Annotated in this window: 18 protein-coding genes; 3 read left to right on the top strand and 15 right to left on the bottom strand. The window is 62.2% G+C overall.

Features of this window, described 5'->3' with window-relative positions; genetic code table 11:
• Positions 1 to 177 precede the first annotated feature (177 nt).
• From IRI77_RS33540 to tssK (IRI77_RS33475), 14 genes are all read right to left on the bottom strand, one after another.
• Entirely contained in the window at positions 178 to 2,991 is a 2,814-nt protein-coding gene (locus tag IRI77_RS33540; RefSeq protein WP_194449290.1) for a type VI secretion system Vgr family protein, read from the bottom strand.
• Between the two features lie 29 nt (positions 2,992 to 3,020).
• On the bottom strand, positions 3,021 to 5,657 hold the full coding sequence (tssH, locus tag IRI77_RS33535; RefSeq protein WP_194449289.1) for a type VI secretion system ATPase TssH: 2,637 nt from the start codon (positions 5,655 to 5,657) through the stop codon (positions 3,021 to 3,023).
• A 3-nt stretch (positions 5,658 to 5,660) separates the two neighbouring features.
• Positions 5,661 to 6,800 carry a type VI secretion system baseplate subunit TssG gene (gene tssG, locus IRI77_RS33530; RefSeq protein WP_194449288.1) on the bottom strand — a complete coding sequence of 380 codons (1,140 nt, stop codon included), beginning with the start codon at positions 6,798 to 6,800 and terminating at the stop codon, positions 5,661 to 5,663.
• The gene (tssF, locus tag IRI77_RS33525) at positions 6,764 to 8,602 is read right to left on the bottom strand and encodes a type VI secretion system baseplate subunit TssF (protein ID WP_194449287.1); all 1,839 of its coding nucleotides are present in this window, start codon (positions 8,600 to 8,602) and stop codon (positions 6,764 to 6,766) included. The genes tssG and tssF overlap by 37 nt, the downstream gene beginning before the upstream one ends.
• Entirely contained in the window at positions 8,592 to 9,089 is a 498-nt protein-coding gene (gene tssE / locus IRI77_RS33520; protein WP_194449286.1) for a type VI secretion system baseplate subunit TssE, read from the bottom strand. Before tssE ends, tssF begins: the two co-directional genes overlap by 11 nt.
• A 17-nt stretch (positions 9,090 to 9,106) precedes the next feature.
• A complete protein-coding gene (gene tssA / locus IRI77_RS33515) occupies positions 9,107 to 11,047 on the bottom strand; it encodes a type VI secretion system protein TssA (protein ID WP_194449285.1) in 1,941 nt (646 codons plus the stop codon).
• Positions 11,034 to 11,759 carry a type VI secretion system accessory protein TagJ gene (locus IRI77_RS33510; protein ID WP_194449284.1) on the bottom strand — a complete coding sequence of 242 codons (726 nt, stop codon included), beginning with the start codon at positions 11,757 to 11,759 and terminating at the stop codon, positions 11,034 to 11,036. Before IRI77_RS33510 ends, tssA begins: the two co-directional genes overlap by 14 nt.
• A gap of 31 nt (positions 11,760 to 11,790) precedes the next feature.
• The gene (locus tag IRI77_RS33505; protein ID WP_194449283.1) at positions 11,791 to 12,300 is read right to left on the bottom strand and encodes an Hcp family type VI secretion system effector; all 510 of its coding nucleotides are present in this window, start codon (positions 12,298 to 12,300) and stop codon (positions 11,791 to 11,793) included.
• A gap of 12 nt (positions 12,301 to 12,312) precedes the next feature.
• Complete coding sequence (locus IRI77_RS33500; protein ID WP_194449282.1) at positions 12,313 to 12,789, bottom strand: Hcp family type VI secretion system effector; 477 nt, start codon at positions 12,787 to 12,789, stop codon at positions 12,313 to 12,315.
• A gap of 45 nt (positions 12,790 to 12,834) precedes the next feature.
• Entirely contained in the window at positions 12,835 to 14,334 is a 1,500-nt protein-coding gene (tssC, locus tag IRI77_RS33495) for a type VI secretion system contractile sheath large subunit (RefSeq protein ID WP_194449281.1), read from the bottom strand.
• Positions 14,327 to 14,854, bottom strand: coding sequence for a type VI secretion system contractile sheath small subunit (gene tssB / locus IRI77_RS33490; protein WP_194449280.1), 528 nt, complete (start codon positions 14,852 to 14,854; stop codon positions 14,327 to 14,329). Before tssB ends, tssC begins: the two co-directional genes overlap by 8 nt.
• 121 nt (positions 14,855 to 14,975) lie before the next feature.
• On the bottom strand, positions 14,976 to 18,458 hold the full coding sequence (locus IRI77_RS33485) for an ImcF-related family protein (RefSeq protein WP_194449279.1): 3,483 nt from the start codon (positions 18,456 to 18,458) through the stop codon (positions 14,976 to 14,978).
• A 7-nt stretch (positions 18,459 to 18,465) separates the two neighbouring features.
• Positions 18,466 to 19,188: a DotU family type IV/VI secretion system protein gene (locus tag IRI77_RS33480; protein ID WP_228486453.1), complete on the bottom strand. Its 723-nt coding sequence runs from the start codon at positions 19,186 to 19,188 to the stop codon at positions 18,466 to 18,468.
• A gap of 30 nt (positions 19,189 to 19,218) precedes the next feature.
• The gene (gene tssK / locus IRI77_RS33475; protein WP_194449277.1) at positions 19,219 to 20,568 is read right to left on the bottom strand and encodes a type VI secretion system baseplate subunit TssK; all 1,350 of its coding nucleotides are present in this window, start codon (positions 20,566 to 20,568) and stop codon (positions 19,219 to 19,221) included.
• 73 nt (positions 20,569 to 20,641) lie between these two features.
• Here tssK (IRI77_RS33475) and IRI77_RS33470 point away from each other — a divergent pair, with 73 nt between their 5' ends.
• Positions 20,642 to 22,003, top strand: a complete 1,362-nt coding sequence (locus tag IRI77_RS33470) for a hypothetical protein (protein WP_194449276.1) — start codon at positions 20,642 to 20,644, stop codon at positions 22,001 to 22,003.
• Here the strand turns inward: IRI77_RS33470 and tssK (IRI77_RS33465) are convergent.
• Positions 21,993 to 23,345 carry a type VI secretion system baseplate subunit TssK gene (gene tssK, locus IRI77_RS33465; protein ID WP_194449275.1) on the bottom strand — a complete coding sequence of 451 codons (1,353 nt, stop codon included), beginning with the start codon at positions 23,343 to 23,345 and terminating at the stop codon, positions 21,993 to 21,995. The genes IRI77_RS33470 and tssK (IRI77_RS33465) overlap by 11 nt on opposite strands.
• A gap of 242 nt (positions 23,346 to 23,587) precedes the next feature.
• Between tssK (IRI77_RS33465) and IRI77_RS33460 the strand changes: the two genes are divergently transcribed.
• Entirely contained in the window at positions 23,588 to 24,175 is a 588-nt protein-coding gene (locus tag IRI77_RS33460) for a sigma-70 family RNA polymerase sigma factor (protein WP_194449274.1), read from the top strand.
• Between the two features lie 5 nt (positions 24,176 to 24,180).
• Positions 24,181 to 26,556 carry a serine/threonine protein kinase gene (locus tag IRI77_RS33455; RefSeq protein ID WP_194449273.1) on the top strand — a complete coding sequence of 792 codons (2,376 nt, stop codon included), beginning with the start codon at positions 24,181 to 24,183 and terminating at the stop codon, positions 26,554 to 26,556.
• Positions 26,557 to 26,559 lie beyond the last annotated feature (3 nt).

The following is a 26,559-nucleotide window of genomic DNA, read 5'->3' as shown; positions in this document are numbered from 1 at the left end:
TACGAATTCAGTCAGATTACTATATCAATCTACAGCGTAAAATCGAGTGTTTCCACCTCGCGTACAGGGCGCTGGACCGCGATTCAGGGCGGCTGGAGGAGCCATGGGTTGGGACGGACGCCTGATGGCTCGGGTTGCGGACGAATGAAGCTGCTCCGGGCCGAGCGGCGGCCGGCCCTACCGCGATGTGTTTTCATCCTCCTTGGAAATGGGTCGAGGCCTGGGGTCGGGCCGTGCGACGGGCTGTTCGGCCGCGGGCAGGAATACCTCACCGCCGGCCGGTGAGGATGCAAGTGGAGAACCGGCGGCCGCCGGCAGCCCAACCGTGCTTGGCGTATTGGAAGCCGCATCAGCCTGAGCGGCAGGGGATGCCGGATTCTGCCCGAATAGCCCAGCGGCCTGCCCGGCGGCTGCCCCAGTGGCGGAGGAAATAGCTTGAGGGACCTTGCCGGCTGCCTGGCCGGCTGCCTGTTCAGCCTGGCCGGCGACCGGGGCAAGAGCCTGCTGTGCCTGGCCAGCGATCTGCCCTACTGCCTGCCGCGCCTGGTCGACAAACTGGCCGAGGGCCTGCTGAGCGGGAGCACCAACCTGCCCAAGCACCTGTTGCGCCTGACCGGCCAATGCCCCGGCCGCCTGTTCCACCTGGCCAGCGACCTGTCCGAGGGCCTCCTGCGCTCTTCCGGCTATCCCACCGATGCCAGGCACCCCCGCCTGCACCTGCCCGAGGAGACCGCCACTTGCCGGCTGAATCCCCGGTGCGACGCCGGCCACGGCCGTTGCGAGACTCGCGCCGGCCTGGGCGGCGGCACCACCCAGAAGGCCGGCGGCACTGCCCAGGGCACCAGACGGGCCCAAGGCGGAAGTGAGGCCGCCAGCGGCACCCGCCGCTGCCCCGCCAAGAGCCGCGCCCAACTGAGAGCCGACGGAGCCCATCAGGCCGCCCGCCGCGCCGGCAATCCCGCCAAGCGCTCCGCCCAGATTTCCGGCGGCTGCGCCAGCGAGAGGGCCTGTCAGTCCCGTTAAGCCGCCCTGCATGAGGTCGCCAGGTTTGATGGGCAGTTCGGGCATGGAGGGAATGCCGAGGCCGGCGTTGGGGAGGCCGCAATTCAGGTAGACCATGGGTCCCTGAATGACAATGCCCGCCGCGGTGACATCGATGTAGGAAGAACCACCCTGCCCAAGGAATGTGATGCCAGCGCCGGCGTCGAGAACGATGCGGCCTTTGGCCTTCAGGTGGATTTCGCCGCCGGATTCGAGCGTGTAGAGTTTCGCGGCCTTCTGGTGCGCCTGCCCGCCCACGTTCAGGGACAGGTTCTTGCCCACCTGTTCGCGGCGTTCGCCCTCGACATCGGAATGGAGATCCTGCTTCACCTGCTCGCTCTGGATGCCGTCGACCGTGAGATAGCGATTGTGTTCGACATGCTCGTTGGTGTCGTGTTCCACGGTGATGGTCATGTCGCGTTCGGCGTGGAGAAGGAACTCTTCCTTGCCCTTCGTGTCGTCGAAGCGCAACTCGCTATAGTTGTCGGCTGAGCCTTCGCGGGTGGAGCGCGATTTAAAACCGCTCCAGTTCTTGTTCTTGGGCAACTCCCACGGCGGCTTCTGGGTCGCGTTGTAAACCCGGCCGACGATAATGGGCCTGTCGGGATCCCCTTCGAGAAAATCGACGAGCACTTCCTGGCCGACGCGGGGCAGGAACATGCCGCCCCAGTTCTTGCCGGCCCAGGGCTGGGCTACGCGCATGTAGCAGGAGCGGTCTTCGTCCTTCTTGTTCTTCTCGCGATCCCAGTGGAACTGGACTTTTACCTGTCCATGATCGTCAGTATGAATCTCTTCCGGCTTGGGGCCCACGACAATGGCGGTCTGGACGCCGCGCATGGTGTGCTTGGGCGTCTTCCGTTTCGGCCGGTATTGCACGGTGGCCGGAATGCACTTGAAGGAATTGGTGTAGCGGCCCGGGCCACTCAGGTCGCCGGCGAAGAAGCTGCCTTCCTCGGCGCTGTGCTTGATTTCGGTGACGACGTATTGCCGGTTCTGGTCCTTGCGATCGTGCCCGTACAGATCGAACTTGAAGCCGGGAGAGAGTGCACGGCTATCGCCGGAGCCTTTGCAGAACTCGTCATCGAGTTCCTGCTCTTCCATGCGCGTTGTGGCCCAACTGTCGCCTTCGGGACGTTCTTCGTACTCGCCCGGGTAGTCGAAGATCTCGTACTGCTTCACCGCAGCCTTTTTCGTCTTGGCGGGCACCTCAGAGTTGAGGCTGATTTCGGGGGTGAGGAAATTCCACTCCGCGTGGGCGTACTTTCCTGATTCGAACTGGCTGTGGAACTCCCAGTGGTAGATCGAATCTTCAGCGTGAAAGGTACCGGGCCCGCGGTTCGTCTGGAACTTCATCCTCGACTGATGCGGGCTGGGCTGGTGTACGCCGTTGTCATCGGTGAACACCATCGTGTGTTTGCCTTTCTCATGCTGAAAGAAGTAGTAGATCCCTTCTTCCTCCATGAGGCGGCTGAGAAACGCAAAGTGCGTCTCGCGATACTGAGTCAGATAGGGCCACGGCGTGTGGGGCCGTTTGACCTGATCGGAGTACTGATTGAAGCCGAAGCGGCGAAAGACATCCTTGAGGACGTCTTTCACCTCGATCTTCTGGCGGATGAAGCAGTCGGTGGAACGGGTGAGAAACCAGAACCACGGCACTACTTCCGCGCCGTAGTGCACCAGCCTGTCTTCGTCAGGATAGTGCCAAGCCTTACTGACGACCCCGTTCCACCAGCGGAACTCCTTCTTCTCCCGAAGACGCACTCCGAAGCTGACCGGCTTGCCGACAAGTTGATCGAGGTCCAGGTCATTTTCCTCAGAGACCATCTCGAGCTGATAGCGAAACAGCCCAGACATCTCTTCGGTACCCTCGAACGACTTGAGCAGCAGCCGGTCTTCCCCGAGAGGCGTTTCCAGTTGAAGAAACCGATTCGCCTGCTTCAGATCCCCCATACACAGTGCCTCCGCGCACCCGGCCTGGTTTAGCTGGGCGTTGAAGTGTAAACGAACTGCCCGCCTTCGCCCACGGCGATCTGGAAGGCAGCGGGACGGCGTCCCTCCGCAAACTCAGTCAGCAGGACCCGGGAGATCTCGGGCAATACAGTGTTGCCGAGAATGTTGTCGATGTTGCGGGCTCCGCTTTCCACTTCGGTACAGCGATTGGCGATCTCGTCCACCACGGCTTCGTCGTAGGAGAGCGGGATGCGGTGATTCTCGAGGATGCGCTTCTGCACCTTGCCAACCTTGAGCCGGATGATGGACTTCAGCGCCTCGTCGCGAACCGGGAAGTAGGGGATGAGCCCCATGCGGCCGAGGAACGCGGGCTTGAAGATCTTGTCGAGTTCCGGCTTCATGGCCTTGATGAGCCCTGTGGGCGAAGGCGCAGTCTCCGGATCGGCGACCAGCTTCATCAGCGTGTCGGTGCAGGCGTTGGAGGTGAGCAGGATGATCGTGTTCTTGAAGTCGATTTCGCGGCCTTCGCCATCTTCCATGTGCCCCTTGTCAAACACCTGGTAGAAGAGCTCGAGCACGTCGGGGTGGGCCTTCTCCACTTCGTCCAGCAGGACGACGGAGTAAGGCCTGCGACGCACGGCTTCCGTGAGCACGCCACCTTCGCCGTAGCCCACATAGCCGGGAGGCGAGCCCTTCAGGGTCGAGACTGTATGCGATTCCTGGAACTCCGACATGTTGATGGTGATGAGGCTCTTCTCACCGCCGTAGAACAGGTCGGCCAGGGCGAGCGCGGTTTCGGTTTTGCCGACGCCGCTGGGCCCGATGAGCATGAAGACGCCGATGGGGCGGTTGGGATCGTCCATCGAAGCCTTGGAGGTGAGCAGGCGCTGGGCAATGACGTCCAGGGCGGTGTCCTGCCCGATGACGCGCTGGCCCATCAGGCTGGCGAGGTTCAGCGTGGTCTGGATCTCGTCCTTCAGCATCTTGCCGACGGGGATGCCGGTCCAGGCAGCCAGGACTTCGCTGACGATCTGGGCGTCGACGCAAGCGCGAGTGAGCGGCGTCTCGCCTTGGAGTTCAGCGACCTCCGCCGACAGCTTGTCGAGCTCGGCACGCTGGGCGGAGACGTCGGAGCCGGGCGTTGCGGTTTCGATGGCCTGGCGGAGTTCGCGAACCTTGAGAACCAGGCCGCTCTCCTTGGTCCAGCGTTCCTGCAAGGCGGCCAATTCCGCTTCCACCTTCTGCTTGCGCTCAGCGATCTTGGCCAGGCGTTCCGTATGGTCGGCGCCGACCGCCACTTCGCGCTCCAGAACCCGAACCTGAACGGCCAGGTCGTCGATTTCGCGGGTAGCGTCCTCGATGGCCGGAGGCGTCGAATTCTGCCCCAGGGCCAGGCGGGCGCAGGCGGTGTCGAGGATGCTGACTGCCTTGTCGGGCAATTGGCGTCCAGCGAGATAGCGGTGCGAGAGGCGGACGGCCGAGTTCACCGCTTCGTCGAGGATTCGCACATTGTGGTGCTTCTCGAGCGAAGTAACGATGCCGCGCAGCATGGTGCAGCACACGTCCTCGCTGGGCTCTTCCACTTTGACGACCTGGAAGCGGCGGGCAAGGGCGGGATCCTTCTCGAAATACTTCTTGTACTCCGACCACGTCGTAGCGGCGATCGTCCGCAGTTCACCGCGCGCCAGGGCGGGTTTCAACAGGTTAGCGGCGTCGTTCTGGCCGGCCTGACCGCCGGCGCCGATCATGGTGTGGGCCTCGTCGATGAAGAGGATGATGGGCGTCGCGGAGGACTTCACTTCCTCGATGAGCCCCTTCAGGCGATTCTCGAACTCACCTTTGACACCCGCACCGGCCTGCAATAGTGCCAGGTCGAGGGTACGGACCGTCACATTGCGGAGCGCGGGAGGCACGTCGCCATTGGCCACGCGCGTCGCAAAGCCTTCGACAACGGCGGTCTTACCGACGCCGGCCTCACCAGTGAGGATGGGGTTGTTCTGCCGGCGGCGCATCAGGATGTCGACCAGCTGGCGGATCTCGGTATCGCGGCCGAGTACGCTGTCGATCTTGCCGGCCTTGGCATGCTCCGTCAGGTTGACGGTGAACTGATCGAGGTTGGGGGTCTTCCCGCCTGTCTTGCGGGCAGGGGCAGGGGTGGCGCCTTCTTCCAGAGCCTCGTCGCCTTCGGCGTCTTCGATGGAGCCGGCGATAATGCCCATGAGCTCGCTCTTGAGCTGCTCGGGCTGGATCCGGCCCAATTCACGGCTGGATTCACGGGCCATCCGCCACAGCGCTTCGTTTTGGGTCAGCGCGAGTACGGTGAAGCCAGTGCGGATCGACGCGGCATTGTATTCGAGCGAGCCGAGGGTCCACCCGTCGCTGAACATCTGGATCAGCGACTCGCTGAACGCGGGCGTGCGCCCATTGCCGCGCTTAAAGCGGTCGAGGGCTTTGTTCAACTCCGCGTCGAGGCGGGATGGGTCGAGCCCGAAGTGGTGGAAGATGCGACTGCTGTCGCCATCGGAGTTTTCGAGAAGCCGAAGCAGGAAGTGCTCGATTTCGACGTTGTAGTGAGTACGCGCCACGCAGAGTCCGGCGGCGGATTCCAGGGTCTGTCGGGCGGTGTCATTTAGCTTGCTGACAAGCGACTTTAGATTTGCGGCCATCTGTTAAGCAACCTCCCATAACCGGTAGACCGTGTCGTCAGGGTCCCGATCCATTGGCTTTGATTTGATCCAACTCAGCCAACTGAGCTGGGGCGCGTCCTCTCCCTCGGCTCCTAACAGGCAGCCTGGGGCCTCTTCGCGCTTTAAAACGAGCTGCACTTCGAAATCATACTCATCCCGGCTGATAAAACGGGCAAGTGCCCGCAAGGCGGGGAAGGCTGCGCCGTCCGGCAGGAACTCACGGTAGCGATCGAGCGTGAGCGGGCCGATGCGCAGACGCATGGTGGATTGCTGATCCCAGACTTCGTCGCCCGCGACGGCGCCGAGTCCCAGCCGCGCAGCGGGCACGGCGTCCGGGTCGTCGTCGAGCAGGCACAGGCTGCCCGGATCCAGTTTGCGCCATGAGCCGACGAACTGAACGACCTCGACGGGAACGTCGAAATAGTCCGTCAGGATCTGTTGCATGGCGATGGCGGAACGCGGCTGCTGGGAGAGCAGCCCGGCGTAGAACTTGAGCGACTCGTCGGGGATGTCCTGGCGGTTCTGCAGCCGCGGAGTGCCGAGGCCGACGAAGTGGAGCAGGGTATCGCTGAGACCGGACTCCTCGCCCCGCTCATAGGGCACCTGGAAGTGGTACTTCTCCCAACTGCGGTAGAAGAGCGAGGTGAGCCGGTGATTGAAGAGGTCGAAGAATTCCGCCGCTGTCCGATCGCCGGCGCGCAGGCGCTCAGTGATGTAGGAGGTATAAGTCACTGGCAGTTCGCCCACAGGTCCCGTGAGGCCCAGGAAGTTCACCGCCATTTTGGGCTGGCCGGACTCCGGCACATCGAGGGCTTGGATCTCGCTGGCCGGGTAACCCAGCGTCTGGTGAGCGGAAAACCGGACGGCTTCTTTCGACGGGTCTTCGAACCGGCCGAGGGGGGCGCTCTCCGGTTGGAGCAATTGCAGGAGGCGGGCCGCCTGAAAAAAACGATAGTCCTGGGGGTGCTCCAGCAGATGCTGGGGCAGCACGGGCCCGGTGTCGGCAGGGCTAGCAGGAACGGAGGACGGTGTCTGGACGTGCGGGGTCGACGGCACATCCGGCGCGCCCCCAGCCGCCCGCTGCTTTAGAGCAGGATTCCGTAGCCTGACCTTGCGGGCCATTGCTTCAGGATCTCCTTACGCTGCCGGCTCCACACTTCGAGCTGGCTGAACCCATTCATGTTGACATAAAGTCCGAGGAAACGATCGAGGACGCTGGAAAAAAGATAAGCGCTCGCCCCCACAAAGCACTCCTCGTCGAGTTCCACCTGGACCTTCATGCCCCTCACAAACGAGATCCCATAATCGCCCATTACGCGGGCAAAGTGGCGACGGCTGGTGAGTGTGGCAATTCCCTCCACCTGGCGTTCCCCAAATCCGGCGGGCGGTGTGTAGAGACGGAGGATTTCCTGGAGCGCGTCACGCCCCTCCTCGATCAGCGAAAGATAGTTCAAGGAAAGCTGCGAGAGCAGCCGCCAGAGGACGGCACCTCCCAAAGACGGCCGGATGGTGGGGGTCGGTTTGCGCAGCGCAATGACCCGAGTGACCGTCGAAGCCACGTCGAGCTCGAAGTCTCCGCCCTCCTCCCCGAACGGCATTCGGGACGGCAGTTCACGGTTGGTGCAGAGACAGCGGACGGTCAAGGTGTCTATTTCGGGCCGCCGGGGCTGTCCGGCAAGATCGACGGTGGAGAGCCATAGATCGGTATTGTCATCCATCCGCACGCTGGAATCGCGGCGGGTAGCGTGCCAGAAGAGCTCACCCTGCCGGCCGGAGGGGCTGTGCCTGACGGAATAGAAGGGGTCGAAGTTGAGAACCTCGCTGGTGACCGGGTTCGTGCCGACAACGGACTCGATGGAGAAGACCTCGTAGGAGTCGGGGCGGCGGGCATCGGGCACGACGGGGTACTCGAAGCGCGTGCCGTCCAACGTGACCGGATCAGCCGTGTGCGGGAAGAGATTGACGAGCGTGCAGCAGCCCAGCCGCAGGGTCCGTTCGCTGACGCCAAGCTGCAGCATGGGCAGCCAGTCGGGCCGTTCACAGTCGCCACAAAGGAAGACCAGCTCGATGTTCTCGCCGAACCCGGCCTCGCGCAGCACTTCCAAGCCCTTCAACTCGAGAAACAGGAACTTCTCGGGGAAGGCGAAGTACTCCTGGAGCAGCCGGTAGCCATCGAACGAGCGCCGCGGATACGGGATCAGCGACTCATCCTGTGCGAAACCGCAGGGCTGGAGGCACGAAGCCGGGAGCACAACCGGCGACTTCTGAGAGCGCGGATTGAGGTCGCGAGCGATGATCCGCAGGCACCGGCCGGCCAGCATCTCGTAGAGCGGGTAGACGATACTAGCTTCGGCGTTGAGAAAGAAGCGGAGCGAGTTGATGGGCAGGGCCGCAAACGACGCGCCATGGCCGCAGGCGAGCTCTACGCGGAGGGCGCCGGGGGCATCGGCGGTGCGGATCGGCTGAGCCAACCGCTCGGGTGTCACCCACTGCGCGGCCGCCACCCGGATGGGCCAGAGCTCGAGATCAAAACCAGTCCGGAACTGGAGCCGGACGCCGCCGGTGGAACGGGAGAAGAGGGCTGACCCGCGCGGCAGGACCGTCCGGGTGGTGAGTCCGGAGCGTTCAACATCCAGGGAGAACTCCGCCACCGTCATGGACGGCAGCGGGCGGATGTAATGAGGGAAGAGGATCCCCAGAAGGGCCTGGGTGAGTTCGGGGAACTCGTCGTCGAGTTTGAGGTGGAGGCGCGCGGCGAGAAACGAGAAGGCCTCGATGAGGCGCTCCACGTGGGGGTCTTCGCAGCGGTTCGGCTCGAGGAGCAGACGCGAGGCTACTTTCGGGTACTTGGAGGCAAACTCCGCGCCGAGTTGCCGCACATAGGCCAATTCGCGTTCGTAGTAGTTCAGCAGATCACTGCGCACCGGGCCCCCCCTCCACTTTGTAGGTTCCGCTGGTCAGTTCCAGTAGGGTATCGAATTGGATGCGCTCAGGGCCAGGTTCCACCCTCAAAATCCCTTCGATCTGGAACCGGATGATGCGGGCGGCGGCGGTGATGGGCTGCATGGAAACGATGACGGTGCGGAGGCGGGGTTCGAACGTGGCGATCACTTGCTCGATGAGGCTGACGAGTTCGGCCTGGTCGCGTTCCGTGTTCAAGGCGAAGCCAGTCAGGTCGGGCAGACCGTAGTTGAACAGCGACTCGGGCAGTTGGACCGAGCCAGTGGGGATCTCCGTGATGCGGCGCCGGGTATTCAGCAGCCACTCGATATCGCGCCGCAGGCTGGCCTTCAGGTCGCGCAGGGCCTGGCCGCGCGATACCTCGCCCTCAGACCGGTTGCGAGGTTCCTCGTCGGTCAGACGGTCGAGTAGCGATGGAAGTATTTCTTGCCGACTCCGCCGTTCCGCCATGGTCCCCAAACTCCGCGTCAGGACAACTCAAACGCTTTGACAGGATCCAGCCGGCAGATGAGGGTGTAGACCGACTTGCGCTCGTCCGCCGCTTCCGGCTCATGCTCGAGGCAGCGATACAAAAGAACCAGCGGCTCCACCACGATCGCCGGCATCTCCCACTCGGACAACCCGCGCTGGCTGATCTCCGCCGACAGTTCGCGCAGCAGCGGCAGGGAGACCGCGTGGCGTCCGGAAGCCACCAGAATTCTCGCCAGTTGAATCTTCCGCTGGAAGCGGCCGCGCCCACTGGTTTCGAGAGCCATGCGGCGCGACACCAGTTCGAGCGCCACCTCCACCCGTCCTCGCCGGATGGCGTCCTCGATCATCGTGTCATCGTTGCGATCGGGCAACGCCGGCGCTGGACGGGTGGGGCCCTTGGAATTGGGAAGGCACCCCTTGGCCGCCAGCATCTGGCGCGTGGCGGCGTTCGCCGTGGGTGTATCGTCGGTGAGCGTCGACTCCAGCAGGTCAGGGTATTCCTGGAGCAGCGAGCTGAGGGCCCCGACGATGGAGTGGCTGACCAAGCCGTACTCCTCGCCCAACTCATCGCAGGCCATCAGGGAGTAACGCTGCAGATCGAGCCAGGCACGGCCGTAGGGTTGGGCCATTGCCTCTTCTCCAGCTTCCAGCAGCTGCGCCCAATCCTCTTCCTGCGCGAAGCGGCGCATCTGTTGCCGGATGTCGGTGGGAGGCGCTTCCAGCCATTCCGGATCGAGCTCCGCTCCGAGGGCGCGCAATTCCCCCCAACGGAAGCCGCGCAGGAGCAGATAGGCAGCGGGACTGCGCGGATTGGCTTTGCGCAACCACTGAGCGATGGAATTCAGCCGAGCCGCGCAATCGACGGCGTCCGCCGGCTCACGCGCCTGAAAGCCCCCGGAACTGCCGCTGTCGTGGCTCCAATGCTGCGGCTGTGGCGACTCTTCGAAGATGTTGGCGGGTTCGGACGGAGTCTCCACCGAAGACTGCCAGAGCGGAGTCTCTTCCTGAAACCCGGATTGCTGTGGCTCCTCGGAGGGGGTGGAGTCGCTGGTCTGCCAGAGCGGCGTATCGTCGTCCGCGGGCGACGACGACCACAGCGGCTTGTCGTCCTCGACCCACGCCTGTTGCTGGCGCTCGGCCCGTTGGGCCGGCTGAGCAGCCGCGGCTTCACCGGGCGCCGCACGGCGTTGCGACAGAATGCGGGTCGAATTGATGAGCTGGTCCAGGCACTCCTTGAGATCGCTAAAGCCAGGCGAGTATTCCCCGAAACGCTCGTCGGCGATGAGATTCAACTGGTCGACCGATTCGCGCGCCGCTTCCAACACGGCAATGTTTTGCCCGAAGAAGGCCGACTGCGTGGCGCGAAGAGCTTCGTCAACTGCCTCCGGCGTCGTCTTCCCCTCGTTGACCGCCTCGCGCCGGGCATCCGCCTTGCTCGAGCTTCCACCCGCCTCCTCTTCTGAAGGAACTTGCAGTGACTCGGCGAACTGGAGGGCGCTGATCCCATGCGGCGTGAGCGGAACCTGGCGCAGTGGCGTGTCGAGTTTCGAGGCCAGCCAGGCGAGCGGCACGGAGCGCAATTCGGGGTCGCCGTCTTCCAGTTCCGGATAGAGCGAATCCCAGAATTCAGCCAGGAGGGAATTGCACAGATTGACGCCCTCCTGGAGTCCGGTGAAGCCATCACGGCGCACCAGGGCTTCCGCAAGCCAGACCGCCAACTGAAGATCCTTCGACTTCTTGGCCAGGGCCTCTGAGATCAGCCGGATGACCAGCGGCCAATCGGCCGTTTTGAGAACCCGCTGCCAAACCCCCTGAGACAGGGCTTCTTCTTCCCGCCTGGCCTCTTTGATCTGTTCGAACAACGGGGTGTAGCGGATATCCTGACCACTCGGATTGTCTCCGGCAATCGGGCTGAGGATGTCCTCACGTAACGGCATCTGCTTCTCCGGAGGGCGTGGAAATCTTAAGCGAACGGATCTCCAGGAACGGGAATTCCTCGCCATCCACGAGCAGCAACTTCTGACCGAACAGCATTTCCGTCGAGCCGTCCGTCTCCCAGGAGGAGACCCGGCCCAGGCGAACGAGATCATCCGAGTGACGGCTGGAGAGCGGCGAGAGTGCTGGAAGCATTACGTCGCCAAGATCCTGGCCGCCGCCGAAATTGGCGCCACAGCGCAGATGCGCGGGTGCCCAAAGCAGGTCTCTGAGCCGCTTGGGCGGCTCCATGTCGAGTTCGGCCAGATGCGCCATGGGCAGCATCAGGTAGTTGCCGGCCGCGAAGACCTCGAGGCGTGGTCCCACTCGCGGATCGGCGTCGGAGATCGAGCTGAACGGCTTGCCGTTGAGAACACCGGAGACCGGCGGGCCAGCGGCGGCGGGCGTAACCTCGCCGTTGGCGAACATGTCGTCGCGGGTACGGGCCGTCTGGACAGCGGCGCGCATCAGCATGGCGCCCATCTGACGGTCGTGTGTCCCACCGGCGAGGAGATCCAGGTGCTTGTCAGCGCGATCGTATTCTCCGGCAAAGCACAGCATCTCGAACAGAAAAGTCCGCTGCTGCGCATTGCCGGGGTTGTCTCGAAGCAGGCTGACCACGGCGTTGATCGCCTCGGTCAGCCTGCCTTCATTGAACAGTTGATGAGGGTTCATAGCGAGCTTGTCGCATTATTGCGCGAAACCACTATGTGCCGATGCTCTCAGTGATCTTGCGGATGTCGTAACCCGCCATAACTCCACCGGTGCGCTGGCCATTCTTCATCACGAAGTAGTTCATTGAGACCGAGGCGGCGCTAAACGAGATGCTTTCACTAGCCGAGGCCTGGTCAGACCCGCCGTTCTGATAGCTGCTGACCATCACGTCGCCAAAGGTCCATTCGAAAAACTCATCGAGAGATGAGGGTTGACCGGCTGTCACCGCTTTGCCCATTCGACGGAAGACGACTTTCGCCGATTTGAAGTGTTGGCCGCTGGAGCAGGCGAGGAAGAGCTTGGGGCTAGCCTTGTCTGTTGGTTTGGTGACCGTGAACGAGGCGAAGTCGGGGACACCGGCGCTGCGCGCGGTACCCTTCGTCGTCACTTCGTTGGAAATGCCCCAGGAGAACGACTCGATGTTGATCCAGGTGAGGTACTTCGTTTCCTTGCACTCGCCCTTGATGCCTTCAACCTGAAGTAGATGAGGAGTATCAGCCATGACTCATGCCCCCTATTGCGCCACGTTCTGTTGGATGTCCCAGCCGCCCAAGACCTGGTCGGTCTTCTTGCCGCCCTCGATCTGGAAGTACTGGACGTTAATACTGCCGAAATTGAAGCTGATGCTCTCCGACGGCTGGTCCGATCCAGCCGCCCAGTTGATGGAAGAGATGATCAAGTCGGTGAAGAGATACTTGATGTACTCTTCGCGGCCACCGGTTGTACCGGAGCGTGTGCCGGTCAGCGTCGCTTCCTTGATGTGCTTGCCGCTGGCGCAGTGAGCAAACAGCTTTGGGCTGCCCGAGTCCACTTTCTTGGAGAACTGAAACTCCTGGATCTGGCTGCCGCCATGGCTGCTGCCCGATCCATAGACCCCCGCCGTGTTGCTGGCGCCCCAGCTAAAGCTAAGAACCTGGATTTGGTTTTGGTAACCCTGGATCTCGCTCTCGCCATCGATATTTGGAATCTTGAGATGCCAAATCGCAGACATAGTTCATTCCTCCTGTTCGAATCCCCAGTATGCCCAGCGCGCCCTCTACTTGCGCGCCGATTGAGGCAGATCAGCCACCAGCCGGAGCGAAACACTCAGCTCGTCCAACTGGAAGTGCGGCCTCAGGAACGCCACCGCCTTATACGCACCCGCCTTGCCGGGCACCTCCGCCACTTCAACCCGCGCCTCACGGAGCGGATACTTGGACTTGACCGCTGCCGAGGCAGAATCGTCCGAAGTGACATAGTTCGCGATCCAGTTGCCCAGGAACATCTCGCACTCGGCTCGCGAAGTAAAGCTTCCGATCTTATCCCGCATCATCGACTTCAGATAGTGCGCGAAACGGCTGACCGCCATGAGGTACGGCAGTTGCGCGGAAAGCCGTGCATTGGCATTGGCTTCCGGCTTGTCATACAACTTCGGCTTCTGGCAGGTCTGCACGCTGAAGAAGGCCGCGTAGTCCGTGCCCTTGCAGTGGACCAGGGGAGCAAACCCCAGATCCGCCAATTCCTTCTCGCGCCGGTCGGTGATGATCGTCTCGGTAGGACACTTCATGACAGTGTCGCCGTCGTCGGTGGAGAACGTGTGAACCGGCAGCCCTTCCACCAGACCGCCACCCTCCACACCTCGGATCGCCGCGCACCAGCCATAGCGCGCGAACGCCTGCGTCATCTTGGAGCCCAGCGCATAGGCCGCATTGCCCCACAGGTAACGATCGTGAGTCAGACCGTCCACATTCTCTTCGTACGAAAACTCATCCACGGGCCTGGTCTCGCGACCGTAGGGCACGCGCATCAGGACTCGCGGCATGGTGAGGCAGATGTAGCGCGAATCCTCGTTCATGCGGAAGCCCTTCCAACGGGCATAGTCCGTGGTGTCGAACACCTTGGCCAAGTCTCGCGGATTGTCGAGCTGGGTGAAATCCTCGAGGTTCAGGAGCTCCGGCGATGCGGCGGAGATGAACGGCGCATGAGCTGCAGCGGCCACTTGCGACATCCGCTCGAGCAGTTCAATATCCTCCGGTCCGCGCCCGAAGTAGTAGTCCCCAATCAAGGCGCCAAACGGCTCGCCGCCGAATACGCCAAACTCCTGCTCATAGACCTTCTTGAACGCCTGGCTCTGGTCGAACTCAGGTACACGCTGAAGGTCGCGAAGCAGTTCTTTCTTGCCGACATTGAGAACTTTGATCTTCAGTTGCGTCCCGGTCTCAGACTGGTCCAGGAGGTACCGCAGTCCGCGCCATGTCGACTCCAGCTGTTGAAACTTCTCGTGGTGCAGGATCTCGTTCAACTGAAGCGAAAGGAGATGGTCGATCTGGGAGATGCGCTGATTGATCATCGCCTCCAGATCGTGCGAAACCGTCATTTCGCCTTGTAGAATCTGACTCACGAACTCGCTCACCAGGGACTTGCCCCACTGGCGCTGCGCGGGATCGCGGGCCATCCGCCCCTGATCGACAATCTGGTCGAGAAGGCCCGGTTGCTTGGTCTTTTCCACCGTGACGTTCTGCGCGGCAGCGGCCGCCGCCGGTTTCAACTTAGCCATTGGATTCGCCTCCCTCAGCACTATCCATCTCATCCTTGATCTGCTGCATCTTCTCCGAGTTGCCGAGTACATCCTGGAGAAGTTTCTCCAGTTTCTCGTTGCCTTGGAGGGTTCCTCGCAGATCGCTGAGCTTGGTCCGGAGCTCGAGCAGCTCGCGGAGAGGGTTCACCTGGCGGGCGACCTTTTCCGGCTCGAAGTCCTCGATGCTGGAGAACCTGAGATCGACACCGATCTTGCCGGCATTGGGGTCGTCACTCAACTTGTTCTCGACGGTGAACGCCACGCGGGGCTTCATGCTGGCCAGGACGCCATCGAAGTTGTCGGGCGTGACCTCGACAAAGCGCCTTTCCCTGATGCGCGGCAGCGGCTCTTCGGGTTGACCGCTGAAATCACCGAGCACCCCCATCACGAAGGGGATCTCTTTAATCTCGACAGCGTCACCAACCTCAACGTTGTAAGTCACATGGACACGCGGCGGACGCACGCGTTCCAGCTTCGCATGGACACTCTCTCTTGCCATTTTTCTCCTCCGCCTCTGCGCGCCCTCCCAAAAGGCTCGCTTCGGACTGTCGCCTAATCTAAAACCATCCAGGACCGGAGTCAAGGACCCACTCTGTGACGCTTCAATTGATCAAGCGCAATTACTGGGCGGCTTGACTCACACATTGGAAGCCTGACAAATAATTCTTTTGGAAGATGGGGGCGGTTGTCCCCATATCCAGGAAGTACCTGACAGTCAATGGCTTACCGGTCGAAAGTGTCATGGGCTGGCCGGATTGCCCCTGTCGCGGCACCCACTCGAAGTTGTAGCCGCTGCCCGAAGCCTGCCAGCGATCGGCGTCTCCGAAGAAGCGGAACACCGCCCACAGCCCGTTGTAACTCAGGAAGCCCAACTCGGTTCCGCCCAGGCTGCCGGCCAGGCGTGCTTCACGAGTCCGCAAAGCCGGCCATTGGAACGACGCCTGTTGTCCGCCGGCGCCAGTCGACTTGAGCGTCTGCCCATCCAGGGTCAGGGTCAGCCCCTGGATTCCCTCGGCAGGCAGGGCCTTCAAGGTGTAGCTGAGCTGCGGATCCTGCGAGCCGCCGCTGCGGTACAGAGCGTCGCTAAAGGCGGCCGCCCGGTTGAAGAATCTGAGGAACTGCGGAGTGATGCGGATGCTGGAATCACTGCCGCCGGAGACAAACTGGGATCCCTGGCGAACGAGGTGGTTCTTGAGCGTTTGCTCGTAGAACACCCACATGGACCCGCTACCCGGTTTGAAGACGGTGTTGATCTCCTCCAGGGAGGCATCGTTCTGCGACGAGGTATTGAAAGGATACTTGTTGACCACGCCCTGGAAGTCGACGCAGAAGCGGCGTGCCTCTCCGTTGATCTGGGCCGGTCCCAAACGGCCGAGCAGCGCTTCAACATAGGTGATGGGATCCTCCATCAGCTTCTGAACCATCTGCTCGACGTGGCCTTCCTTGTCGATGCGGAAACTCTGGGCGACTTGCCGGGCCGCTGTTTTGGCGCGCGACGCTTCCTGCAGCGTTGCATTGACGGAAGGGTCACTGGGGTTCTTGGCGCGAACCACCTGCTCCAGCGAAGCTTGCAGCGCGACCAGGCTATTCATGTAGTTCTGGTTCGCTGCTTCAATGTAGCGATCGGGACAGGCTGGCGGAGTCACAAACTGGACCGGCTGGAACGCCGACTTGATGTCTGCGTTCGTAGAGGCCGAGGTGTGGACACTCGCCAGGCAGAACAACGCCAACAAGTAGGAGGTGTTGTTCGACATCATTCCTAATTTGCGCGCGGCGTCATCCACGCTGGCGTAACGGAGGACGGTCGAGTTCTTGAGGTAGTCGCGCCAGTTGCCGGTGAAGTCTGACTGATAGCGGGCTAGCAATTCCGGCTCGATCTTGGCGCGGTCCAGCGCGGCGGAAGTCTGCGATCCCAGCACCCACTCTTCTCCGGCGAAGAACCGTTCAAAGTTCTTAATGGCATCCTGCATGAACACCCAGCCATCCTTTGTGAATGCTCCGGCCACGTCCTTCCCGTTGAGAATCACCTGGGCGGAGCCGGCGAACTGACGGTTGTAATTGATGGCCGGGTTCCGCCGGCTCGCTTCCGCCAGCATGAACTGATAGATCCGCTCGGTGGCCGCAAACTGCGCCAGGAACTTGCGGGCCCTTTCAATCGCGAGCGTGTCGTTCTCAGAGCTGAAGGGATTGGCGAACTTCAATTCCTCGCTGTAGAAGTCGAACTGCTTTTGCGCCAGCAAGCGCCGGTCGGCATCCACGGTTCTCTGGCCCGCCCACCGTTTGAGGAGCAATGGGGACAGGAACAACTTAGTGCTTTTGTCGTGGTGCGAAGTAGTGATCAGGTACCCTTTCAACGTGTCATAGGTGAAGGAATACTCGTCGGTTGGTCCCGGACTGGAGGGCAGCTTTTTGAGGTGGTCCAGCAGATCAGCCTGCGTGGCGCCGAACATCAACTGATTGAACCGGCTGAAGTACAACCGGCGGACTGTGGGCAACAGGTCGTCGCCTGTGTACAGGCCCCAGCGCAGGCTCCAGGGCGCGCCTTCCCTGCTGTAGCGTGACAATAGCTCAGCGTTCTCGCGCAGCGAGTCCAGCCGCTTCAGGGCATCGAGCGGCGCTAGATCCTGGCCGCCGCCGGAAACTGAACCAATGCCAGCGACCGCTTCCGATACCTGACGTTGCAGCGTCCGGTTGGCGAAATACGAAGTCGTCCAGCCCACCCCGAAAACGAGTGCCAACCCTGCCGCGGCGGCCAGCAGCAGACGGCGCGCGTTATCCGTTCCCACGCCCGCGGCACTGGCTTGAAACGCTGCCTGGTCGCGCAGGATCACTTCATTGAACAACCGGCTGAGGAAGACCCATTGCGGAACCCGCCGCATCTGGACACTCTGCTGGGGCTGTTCCACCATCTCGCCCCTCTCGCCCATTGAGAAGATGCCGGTCGCTCCGCTCGATCGCGAGGAACCTGGCTGCAAGCGGGGCGCCTGCACGACCTCCCTCACCTCGACGGGCCGCACACCTGAGAAGTAGAACCCGCGCAGGTAAGGGCTGGTCTGCAACTGGCTGGGCCGGCAAAGGTCCACCATGAACTGCACGGCAAGGGCCCGAATCTTCCGGAACTCGCGCGGGAACTCGTAAACACCCGGCAACTTCTGGGCATTGGCCTCGCGCGCCAACTGGGCGGGCCGCTGGTCCGCCAGCCCCAGGAAAATATCGTGGAAGGCGGAGGTAAGACGCCGGATCTCTTCTTCGGCGTAGACACCCACGCGCGCGTTGAACGCCATCGGCACGGTGGCGCCCACCACCTGACGCGCCTCGTCTTCCGAGAAATTGCCGACAAACTCGGCAAAGAACGGAATCCTGTCGCAACGCGTAAAAATCACATAAACCGGCAACTGGACGCCAAGCGTCCGGCTCACTTCCCCAAGCCTGGCATTCAGCCGCCGGGCCACGACGGTGGCATTCTCCTGAGCGCCTGGCTTCAGAAACGCCTCAGCGTCGAAGAAGACAACCGCCGATCGCGGCGCCTGCTGCTTCTTGGAGAACAGAGAGCGAAGCCGGGCTGCTCGCAGACGCTGCAGCAATGCGTTCCATCGATTCCCATCGGAGAAAACCTGTCCACCGGCCTCCACCATGACTGCGTTCCGGGCAAACCAGAGGTTCACCGATCGCGTGGGGATAATGTACCCCTCCTGGTAGACGTGGCCGCCGATCAACTCCGGCTCGGCGCCGCAATTCACGAAAGTGGAGGTCTTGGCCGACCCGGGATCGCCGATGCCCAAAATGACGGGCAGGGTCCCAACCTTGGCATCGTGGCCAAGGGTGGATGCAGCCAGGCGGGTTTCGGCATCCCGAAACAGCGGGTCCATCTCCTCGGATTCGGACGGAAGCTGCGCCGCCGTGCCGTCGCCCTTTGCCACGCCCCGTTTCGCCTTCCACCAGAGGAACAGGCCTCCGGCGAGCAGTCCGATCGCGGAGATCACAATGCGGGCAATCCAGACCGCGGAATAAGGCAGTTTGAGCAGGTCGACCAGGAACCACGTCAGGACCAGGTACGAGACCATGCCGAAAGCGGCAATGAAGTAATAAGAGGTCGGAAGCATGATTGCCTCAGCGCACCAGACTCTGGAGCGATGTCAGCCCCGAGCCCAGAAAAACCTTGTACATGACAAAGAGAAGTAGAACCAGAATGCCCGATCCCAAGGCCACCCATTGCAGGCGCTTCACCCAGGGATCGCCCCCGCTCTGCACGAACTTCTGCTCCGGCAACTGCCAGGAAGGGGAAATCTCGCCGCGAGGTTTGCGGATCCGCCGTATCTTGTCGTTCAGCGCCTCAATGATCGCCCTCAGGTCGCCACGGCCGCTGATCGAATACCGGCCGACAAAACCCAACAGCAGGCAGAGCTGATAGACCTCCAACAGATCGGCCAACTCCGTCGTTTCGCGGCGGCCCATCAGGTGCTGAAGCTGTTCAAAGAAGATCTCGCCTGCCGTATGCCGGCCGAACAACTCCTCCTGCAGCGGTTTGCGGACCCAGTCGGAGAACACCGGGTTCTGCAGGTTGAGAACGGACTCGTCCAGAAACGCCACCACAGCGAAGACGCCCAGGCGGATGTCGTCCTCCGTATAGCCCAGCTTGCGCCCTTCCTGGTCCGCCAGGCGGATGGCCTGCCGCACCTGATTGCGGAAAGACTCCGCATCGTTGACCGCCTGGCGGTTCGAGCGAAGCCGTACCACCGCGGTCAACATCTCCTGGAAAACTAAGGCAAGATTCTCGTTGCGCCGTTGGGCCGGGGTTTCCGGTGAGGGGACTGCCGTAGGCGATGCATTCATAGAATTTTGACGGGGCTCCGGCTCCTTACTTTATGACTCCAGTACAACCAGCAGCTCAATCTCAGGATCAGGCAATTCGCCGGGCACGTAAACGCCCACCTGACGGGACTGGACCATGTGCTCCCAGCAGGGTCCTGCCTTATCAACACTAAAATACTGGTAGTCCACCCGGGGGTTAATTGCCGGCGGCGGCACAGGGATGTGCTTGAGGGTCATCCCCGGCAGGGCGCGAGCAACAAGCTTAGGCACAAACTCCTTCGAACATACCTTGACCAGTCGCGGCGTGCCCGAGATCAGTTCCGCCTCGCCAATCTTGGAACGGATCGCAAAGATCCAGCGGGAATGCACCAGCGTCCTGGAGTCGGCGATCTGGCCCTCCCAGAAGTAGTTGGCTGACTTCGTCAGCGAAATGCTCACGCAATTGCTGGGCACCACCAGTTCCAGGTGGGTCCGGATGTGGTGATCGAGAGTATCGAAGCACTCAGCCAGTTTGGCGTGGTTGTAAAGCGGCAGGTTCGCGGGATGCGAGTCGAGGCCAAATGTGCATAGCGACCCGGCCAGGCGCGCCATCTCCGTGTACAACTCTTCCGGGTGGCCCGACTTGCTGAAACAGAGGTGCCGCAGGGGCGTAAGCGACGCATTCACGCAATGCAGAAACCATGCATTGCTAATCCCTTGCGCGGAGAAGCCGGAAGCCGTCCCGGCCGAAAGATCCTTCGGCTTGGCCACCGCCCGGCTCTTCTCGTCCAGGATCTCCACCAACCTGCGAAGCAGTACCATCAGCCGTTCGCTGCCCTGGATGCGCAGCACCGGCGGGACAAAGTTCGAGTCGTAGACATACTGCCCGGCGGCGTCGCGGCGGACCCGTGCAATCGGGATGGCCAGTTCGCCATGGAGTTCAGATTCCACCAGGATGCGGAGATTCTTGCGCGCCAGCCGCAACTGCTTTGAGTCCATGCCCGTAAGTTCGTCGGGCATGTCCACCGTCTGCGGCGCATAACGGAGCCCGGGCTCCACTTGTTCACTGGCCGAACAGTTGGCGCTGATCTCCTGAAACGGCGAGATAGCCAGGAAGACGTCCACGGATTCCCGCATCGGCGGAAACACTTCGGCAATGGCGCGGGAAGCCGGACCGGAGTCAGGATCGGGCACGGCGAAGACCAGCCCGTCAGGGAAGATTCCGCTCGCGTGGATCAGCGTGACCAGGCCGTTTCGAATCGCGTCCTTGTCCAGTTGAAACGCGGCCAACCCCCAGGGCTCATAGGCCAGGTTAGCGGCCGTGAAGTGGACGAGGTTCTCGAAATACCGGTTTTGAGCCTGAAAATGCTGCGGCCCGAGGTGCATTCCCTCCGACCAGACTACACGGCTCAGCGTCTTCATATGCACTCCATTTTCTGGCGAGCCGTCTCCTCCGCGAGACTTATAATAGTACTCGATCGAGGCGGCGGGAACCATGAGCTTCTATAGCAGATACGAGTTGGTGAAGCTGGTCCGGAACGGGGAACCGAAGTCCTTCCAAGCCCGGGAGATCCAAACGGGACGGAACGTGTTGCTCCACTTGTGGGGTATGGGCGACGACAGCAGGCGTTCACCGCTCCTCCTCCATCTGAGGGATCAGATGCGGCTGGACCCAACCACATTGATGGGCGTGGTCGTGGAAGTCCAGGAGGCAGCCGAGCCGCCGTACGTCGTGACGACGTTCGATGAAAACTTCACAAATCTCGAACAGTGGATCAACACGAGACTCCACGGCGGCAATGACGAGCCGACGGCGGTCTCCCTGGCCGCTTCGCCCCAACCTCCGCCGCTGCCTGTCGTTCCACCGCCCGTTCCCAGTGCCCCTGCCCCGCAACCGCCCAGGGCGGAACCCGGCGAATTCACGCGCATGTTCGCCGGATCGCCGGCCCAATCCCCTGCTCCGCCGCCCGCGCCGAAAGCGGAGCCGGGCGAGTTCACTCGCTTGTTCGACTCGGCTCAACCCGCGGCCCAACCCCCGGCGGTCCCCCCGGTTGGTTTTCAGCCGGCTGCACCAGTGACTCCGGCTCAGCCCATTGCACCGCCAGCCGCGGCGCACACGCCCGGCGAGTTCACCCGGATGTTTGGAGGTGCCGTCGCACAGCCGGCGTCTCCAGTCCCCCAACCGCCGTTCCAGCCGGAGCCCGCCACGCCCCAGGCCCAGCCGCAACCGCAGTATCGTCCGCTCGTCAACGAGCCGCCCAGACCGCCGGTGCCCCAGCCTCCCGCCTACCGGCCGCCGGCAGGCCAGTCCCCGCTGCAGCCTCCTCCGCCGCCCCCCAGGTCGGACGAGGGCGATTTCGCGAAGTTCTTTGGATCGCCTCTCGGCGCGAGTTCCCTGCCCGTTGAGGAGATCGAACGCGGGGTCGTCGCACCACCCCCGTCCGATCCCGCCAGCCGCCCCTTCAGCGGTCCCAGCGATTTCACGATCCAGTTCGGCAAAGATCAGCACGGATTGCCCGCCCAAGGCTCCACACCCGCGCCTCCAGCTCATTCGCCGATTCCGGCAGGCGCAACGGGTTTGTTTTCCGGCTCGGACCGTCCCGGCTCCATGCCGCTGGCGCAAACCGCGCGGCCCGCCGGCCCCAGCGAATTCACCCGCGTGTTGCAGGGACCTCATCTCCAGCAATCAGGAGACATGGCTCCAGCCCCGCCGTTCAATTCCGCCCCGATGCCCGGCGCCGTACCACTGCCGCCGCCACCCAAGAAGAACAATTTACTGGGGATCCTGGTTGCGGTACTCAGTTTCCTGCTCATTCTCTTGTTGATCACGGTAGTTGTTCTGGTGTTCAAGAGGTAGGCAACAGAACGATCAGCTCCAGCTTCGGGTTAGGGAAGTCGCCCGGCACATAAACGGCCAGATTGCGTGCCCGCTCTATGGCCTCCCAAGCCAAGCCCGACTGGCTGAGGCTGAAGTATTGGTAGTTCAACTTCACAGGAATTGAACTAGGCGGAGCCACCTGATGAGCAATCGGTACACCCGGCAATGCCTGGCGGACCAGGTGCTCAATGTGGGTAGCGGAGCACACCTTGATGAGTTGCGGCCCCTTCACCATCAACTCGGCTTCGCCGATGTCCGCGGCAACCGCAAGATACAGCTTGGTGTTCTGAAGGTACTTCTCTTCACTCAGCGTCGCCCCGTAGATGGACGGGCGGACGAGACGCAGCGGCAGGGACACGAAGTTGCTGGGTACAACCGTCTCCAGCAGGTGCATCAGTACCGATTCGAGCTCGGCCATCCGTTCACCCAGGTCCTCGTGATCGTACGAGGGGAGATCTCTTGATTGGACCTCCATGGAAAATGTGGTGAGGACCGACGCCAGCGACTGCATCAGCGCGAACAACTCTTCCGGGTGTCCGCCTCTCGTTTCATAGAGATGGCGCAGCCCCGGCAAATGCGAATTGACTGAGTACAACAGCCAGAAGTTGGCGATGTCACCGACGGTAAACTCGGCCAGGCTCTGGTTCTTCTGCCTGCGCAAGGCGCTCAGCATCGAACTCTTGGCGGAGAGGATCTCCAACAGTCGGCGCGCCGTACCTACCACCGTTTCACTCGCCCGGATATCCAACAGCGGTGGCACAAATCGAGGGTCGAACTCCAGGGTATCGGCAGCGGTTCGCCGGACGCGAGCAAGCTTCAGCAGCGAGTGCCCCTGCCGGTTCTCTCCTTCGACCAGGATCCGCAGGTTCTTCCGGGCCACCTGCACCGGCCGCTCGGTCTGGCCGCTGTTCTCGTCTCGAAACACAGCCACCTCAGCCAGATAGCGTGTGTCGAGCCCGCGGCCGGGCACCGAGACATTCACTGAGTTCTCACGGTATTCGGGAATGGCCAGGAAGATGTCCAGCGTCTCCTGCCCGGGCCGGAAATACTCGGCTAGATGCTTGGCGGCGGGCGGCGTATCCGCACCGGGAATCTCGAACGGAGAGCCATCCGGAAACAGCCCGCTGCCCTCCCTGAGTCCGGCCGCGCCTCCATTCAGTGCCTCATGATCAAGCTTCAGCCGGGAGAAACCCCACGGCCTGTAATGCAGCGCCTCCGCGCGAAAGTGCAGCAGGCTCTCGATAAACCGGTCCTGCGCCTGCAAATGCTGAGGCGTCAGAAATGTCCCTTTGGACCACAGTACCGGCTGGAGGATCCGCATCGAATCACACGTTAGCACAGAGCCTGCACCGGCAATAGCCATGCTGTCTCCAGGCTTCAGCCGAAGCACCTCGGCCAGACCATCCCGGGCGGGTTGGCACCCCGAGCGCCGCTCTCGACCCTCGAATGAACCTCATCATTAACGTAAGCGTGGAAACCCTCACTGTCCCCTCATGCGGCCCACGGCGATCCGGATCCCTGTTATGCTCAAACCCTGTAGGGGTTCCTCGGCCTCTCAAAATCATGTCCTCTCCTGGGTCTTCGGCGGACGATACGGTTCAATTGCTCAGGCGCTGGAGTGACGGCGACCTGAGTGCTCGAGACGTGCTTATGTCGCAGGTCTATGATGAGCTGCGCGCCTTGGCCCGTCGTGCACTTTCCAGGGAACAAAACGCGAATACACTGCAGCCGACGGCCTTGGTGCACGAACTCTACGTGCGCCTGATCGGACAGAGCGCGGTGGATATCCGGGATCGCGGCCACTTTTTCGCAGTCTCCGCCACTGTCATGCGCCATATCCTGGTCGACCACGCACGAGCCCGCCAGGCCCAGCGAAGAGGGGGCGGAGCCATTCAGGTTGAGATGAAGGACGCAATCGCCTCCACGAATCCCGACATGGACATCCTGGCCATCGACCAGGCCCTGGCCAGGCTCGAAGCCCTGGATGCCCGCAAGGCGCGCGTCGTCGAGATGAAGTTCTTTGCGGGACTCACTGAGCACGAGATTGCGGGCGTCCTCAATGTTGGCCGGGCGACAGTGGAACGGGATTGGGCTTTTGCAAAGAGTTGGCTCCAAATACAGATGGAATCGCACCGCTCCGATCCGCTATAGAGAATATGACCGATTCGCGCTGGCAACGCGTCGAGCAGCTGTTTCACGAAGCCAGAATTCTGCCCAGGGACGAACGAACCCAATTCCTGAGCCAGAGCTGCGCCGGCGACGACATCATGCTGAATGCCGTCCTGCGGATGATCGATGCCACCTCGGCGGCCGACGCTCTCTTCGAGAATCCGGCAGCTCTCGCGGCGCTGATTGATCCGCCCCAGCAACCGGTGGTGGATCCCGCCCTCGGCTCCATGCTGGGCGTCTGGCAGATTGACCACGCCCTGGCCTCGGGTGGAATGGGCGACGTCTACCTGGCGCACCGCGCCGACGACCAGTTCCAGAAGAAGGCCGCGGCCAAACTGTTGCGGCGCGGGCTGCATTCCGAACATCTGCGGCGCCGGTTCCTGGCGGAACGGCAGATCCTGGCCGGCCTAGAACACCCGAACATCGCGCGCCTGCTCGACGGCGGCCTCTCCGCCGACGGGATGCCGTTCCTCATCATGGAGTTCGTCGAGGGCCAGCCCCTGGACGCATACTGCAACAGCCGGAACCTGGGCATTCGGGCCCGTTTGGAGATCTTCCGCCACGTCTTCGCAGCAGTGAGTTACGCCCACCACAACATGGTGATTCACCGGGATCTGAAGCCATCGAATGTGATGGTTGCCTCCAGCGGCGAAGTGAAGCTGCTCGACTTCGGTATCGCCAAACTCGTGGACGAACCCGATGACGAGGACATGACGTCCACGACCTCGGTCATGATGACGCCACGTTACGCCAGCCCGGAGCAGGCCCTGGGGAAACTGGTCAACGCACAATCCGACGTGTACTCGCTGGGCGTGATGCTTTTCGAGTTGCTGTGCGGCCGCAGTCCTTACTCCACCACTCAACGCACCGTGGCTGAATGGTTCATCGCCATCCAGAACGAGGAATGCCCGCCGCCCAGTCACGCGGTCCAATCCCCTGCGCTCCGCAAGGAGTTGAGCGGGGACCTGGACCTCATCGTGGCCAAGGCGCTGCGCAAGGAACCGCAGGAGCGCTACGCCAGCGTCGAGCAGTTCGACGCGGATATCCAGGCCTACCTGGAAGGGCGGCCCATCACGGCGCGCCCGCAGACCACTGCCTACCGCATCGGGAAGTTCGTCCGCCGCCACAGGGCGGGCGTCCTGTCGACGACAGCCGCGGTCCTCCTGCTCATCGCAGGTCTCATCACGACGCTCTGGGAAGCGCACATTGCCAAAACCGAACGGCTAAGGGCGGAAAAACGGTTTGTCCAGGTGCGCGACCTCGCCCGGTTGAGCCTGTTCGACCTCTTCGACATCGTCAAGGACATGCCTGGTTCCACGCCCGCCCAGCAACTGCTGATTACCAAGTCCCTGGCGCACTACGAAAACCTGGCCAAGGAAGCGACGGGCGATCCCGCCATGCTGGGCGAACTGGCGGAAGCCTACGCACGCCTGGGGAATCTGTACGGCAATCCCTACTCCACCAACATTGGAGATACCAAGAAAGCGCTGGAGACCTACCGGCGCGGCTTGGAGTTGCTGAAAGGAATCCCCGAAGGCTCCGGGCCCATTCCGATGGAGAAGTCCCGGGCCCTGCTGTATTCCAGCCTGGGTGAGGTGACCGCCTACTCCGGAGAAACTCCGAAAGGGGTGGAATACATGCGGCACTGCATCCGGCTGCTGGAGGGACTCGATGCGCGGGCTCCAAACTCGGCGGAGATCCTGGTGGAGCTCTCGGGCGCGCGCGGCACCCTGGGCGACCATCTGGCCGGAATCGGCACTGGAGTCGTGATCGACAAAGAGGGCGCCATCGCGGCATTCAAGAGTCAACTGGCCACGGTCGAGGTGCTCTCCAAACGGACCGACGTCGCCCCGGCCGTGCTCACGCGCGCCAGACGTGGCGTCAGCATTGCCTGCATGAAACTCGGGCAATGCATGCAGGATTTCGGCCGGAATGAAGAGGCCCTGCCCTGGTATCGCCGGTCCCTCGATGCGTTGGATCGCATGGACGCGGTGGAGAACTCCTCCCTGGCAAACATGCGAATCCGCGTCACCCTGATTCGTGGGCAGGCCGCGACCCTCCTCAACCTCGGCCGCCCCAAAGAGGCCGTAGCGGTACTCAATCCGGCCATCGAGACCCTCCGGAATCTCTATCAGCGGGACGCACAAAACCGGCAGTTCGGCTACGGCCTCGTCACCTTCCTGAAAACCCGCGGTGACTGTTACCAGCAGGCAGGCGAAACGGCAGCAGCGTTGGACGACTACCGGGAAGCAGAACGCCGGGCCACCCTGCAGGTGCAGGAGGACCCGGCGAATGCTGTCATCAAGGGCCGCCTCGATGACCTGCGCAAGCTGATCGCCGAGACGGCCGTAGTCAAAAAGTAGCCG

Origin of the sequence: Paludibaculum fermentans (genome assembly GCF_015277775.1) — a bacterium.
GTDB classification, from domain to species: domain Bacteria; phylum Acidobacteriota; class Terriglobia; order Bryobacterales; family Bryobacteraceae; genus Paludibaculum; species Paludibaculum fermentans.
Note: the sequence above shows the minus strand (reverse complement) of the source record. Positions and strands in the feature narration are given on the sequence as shown.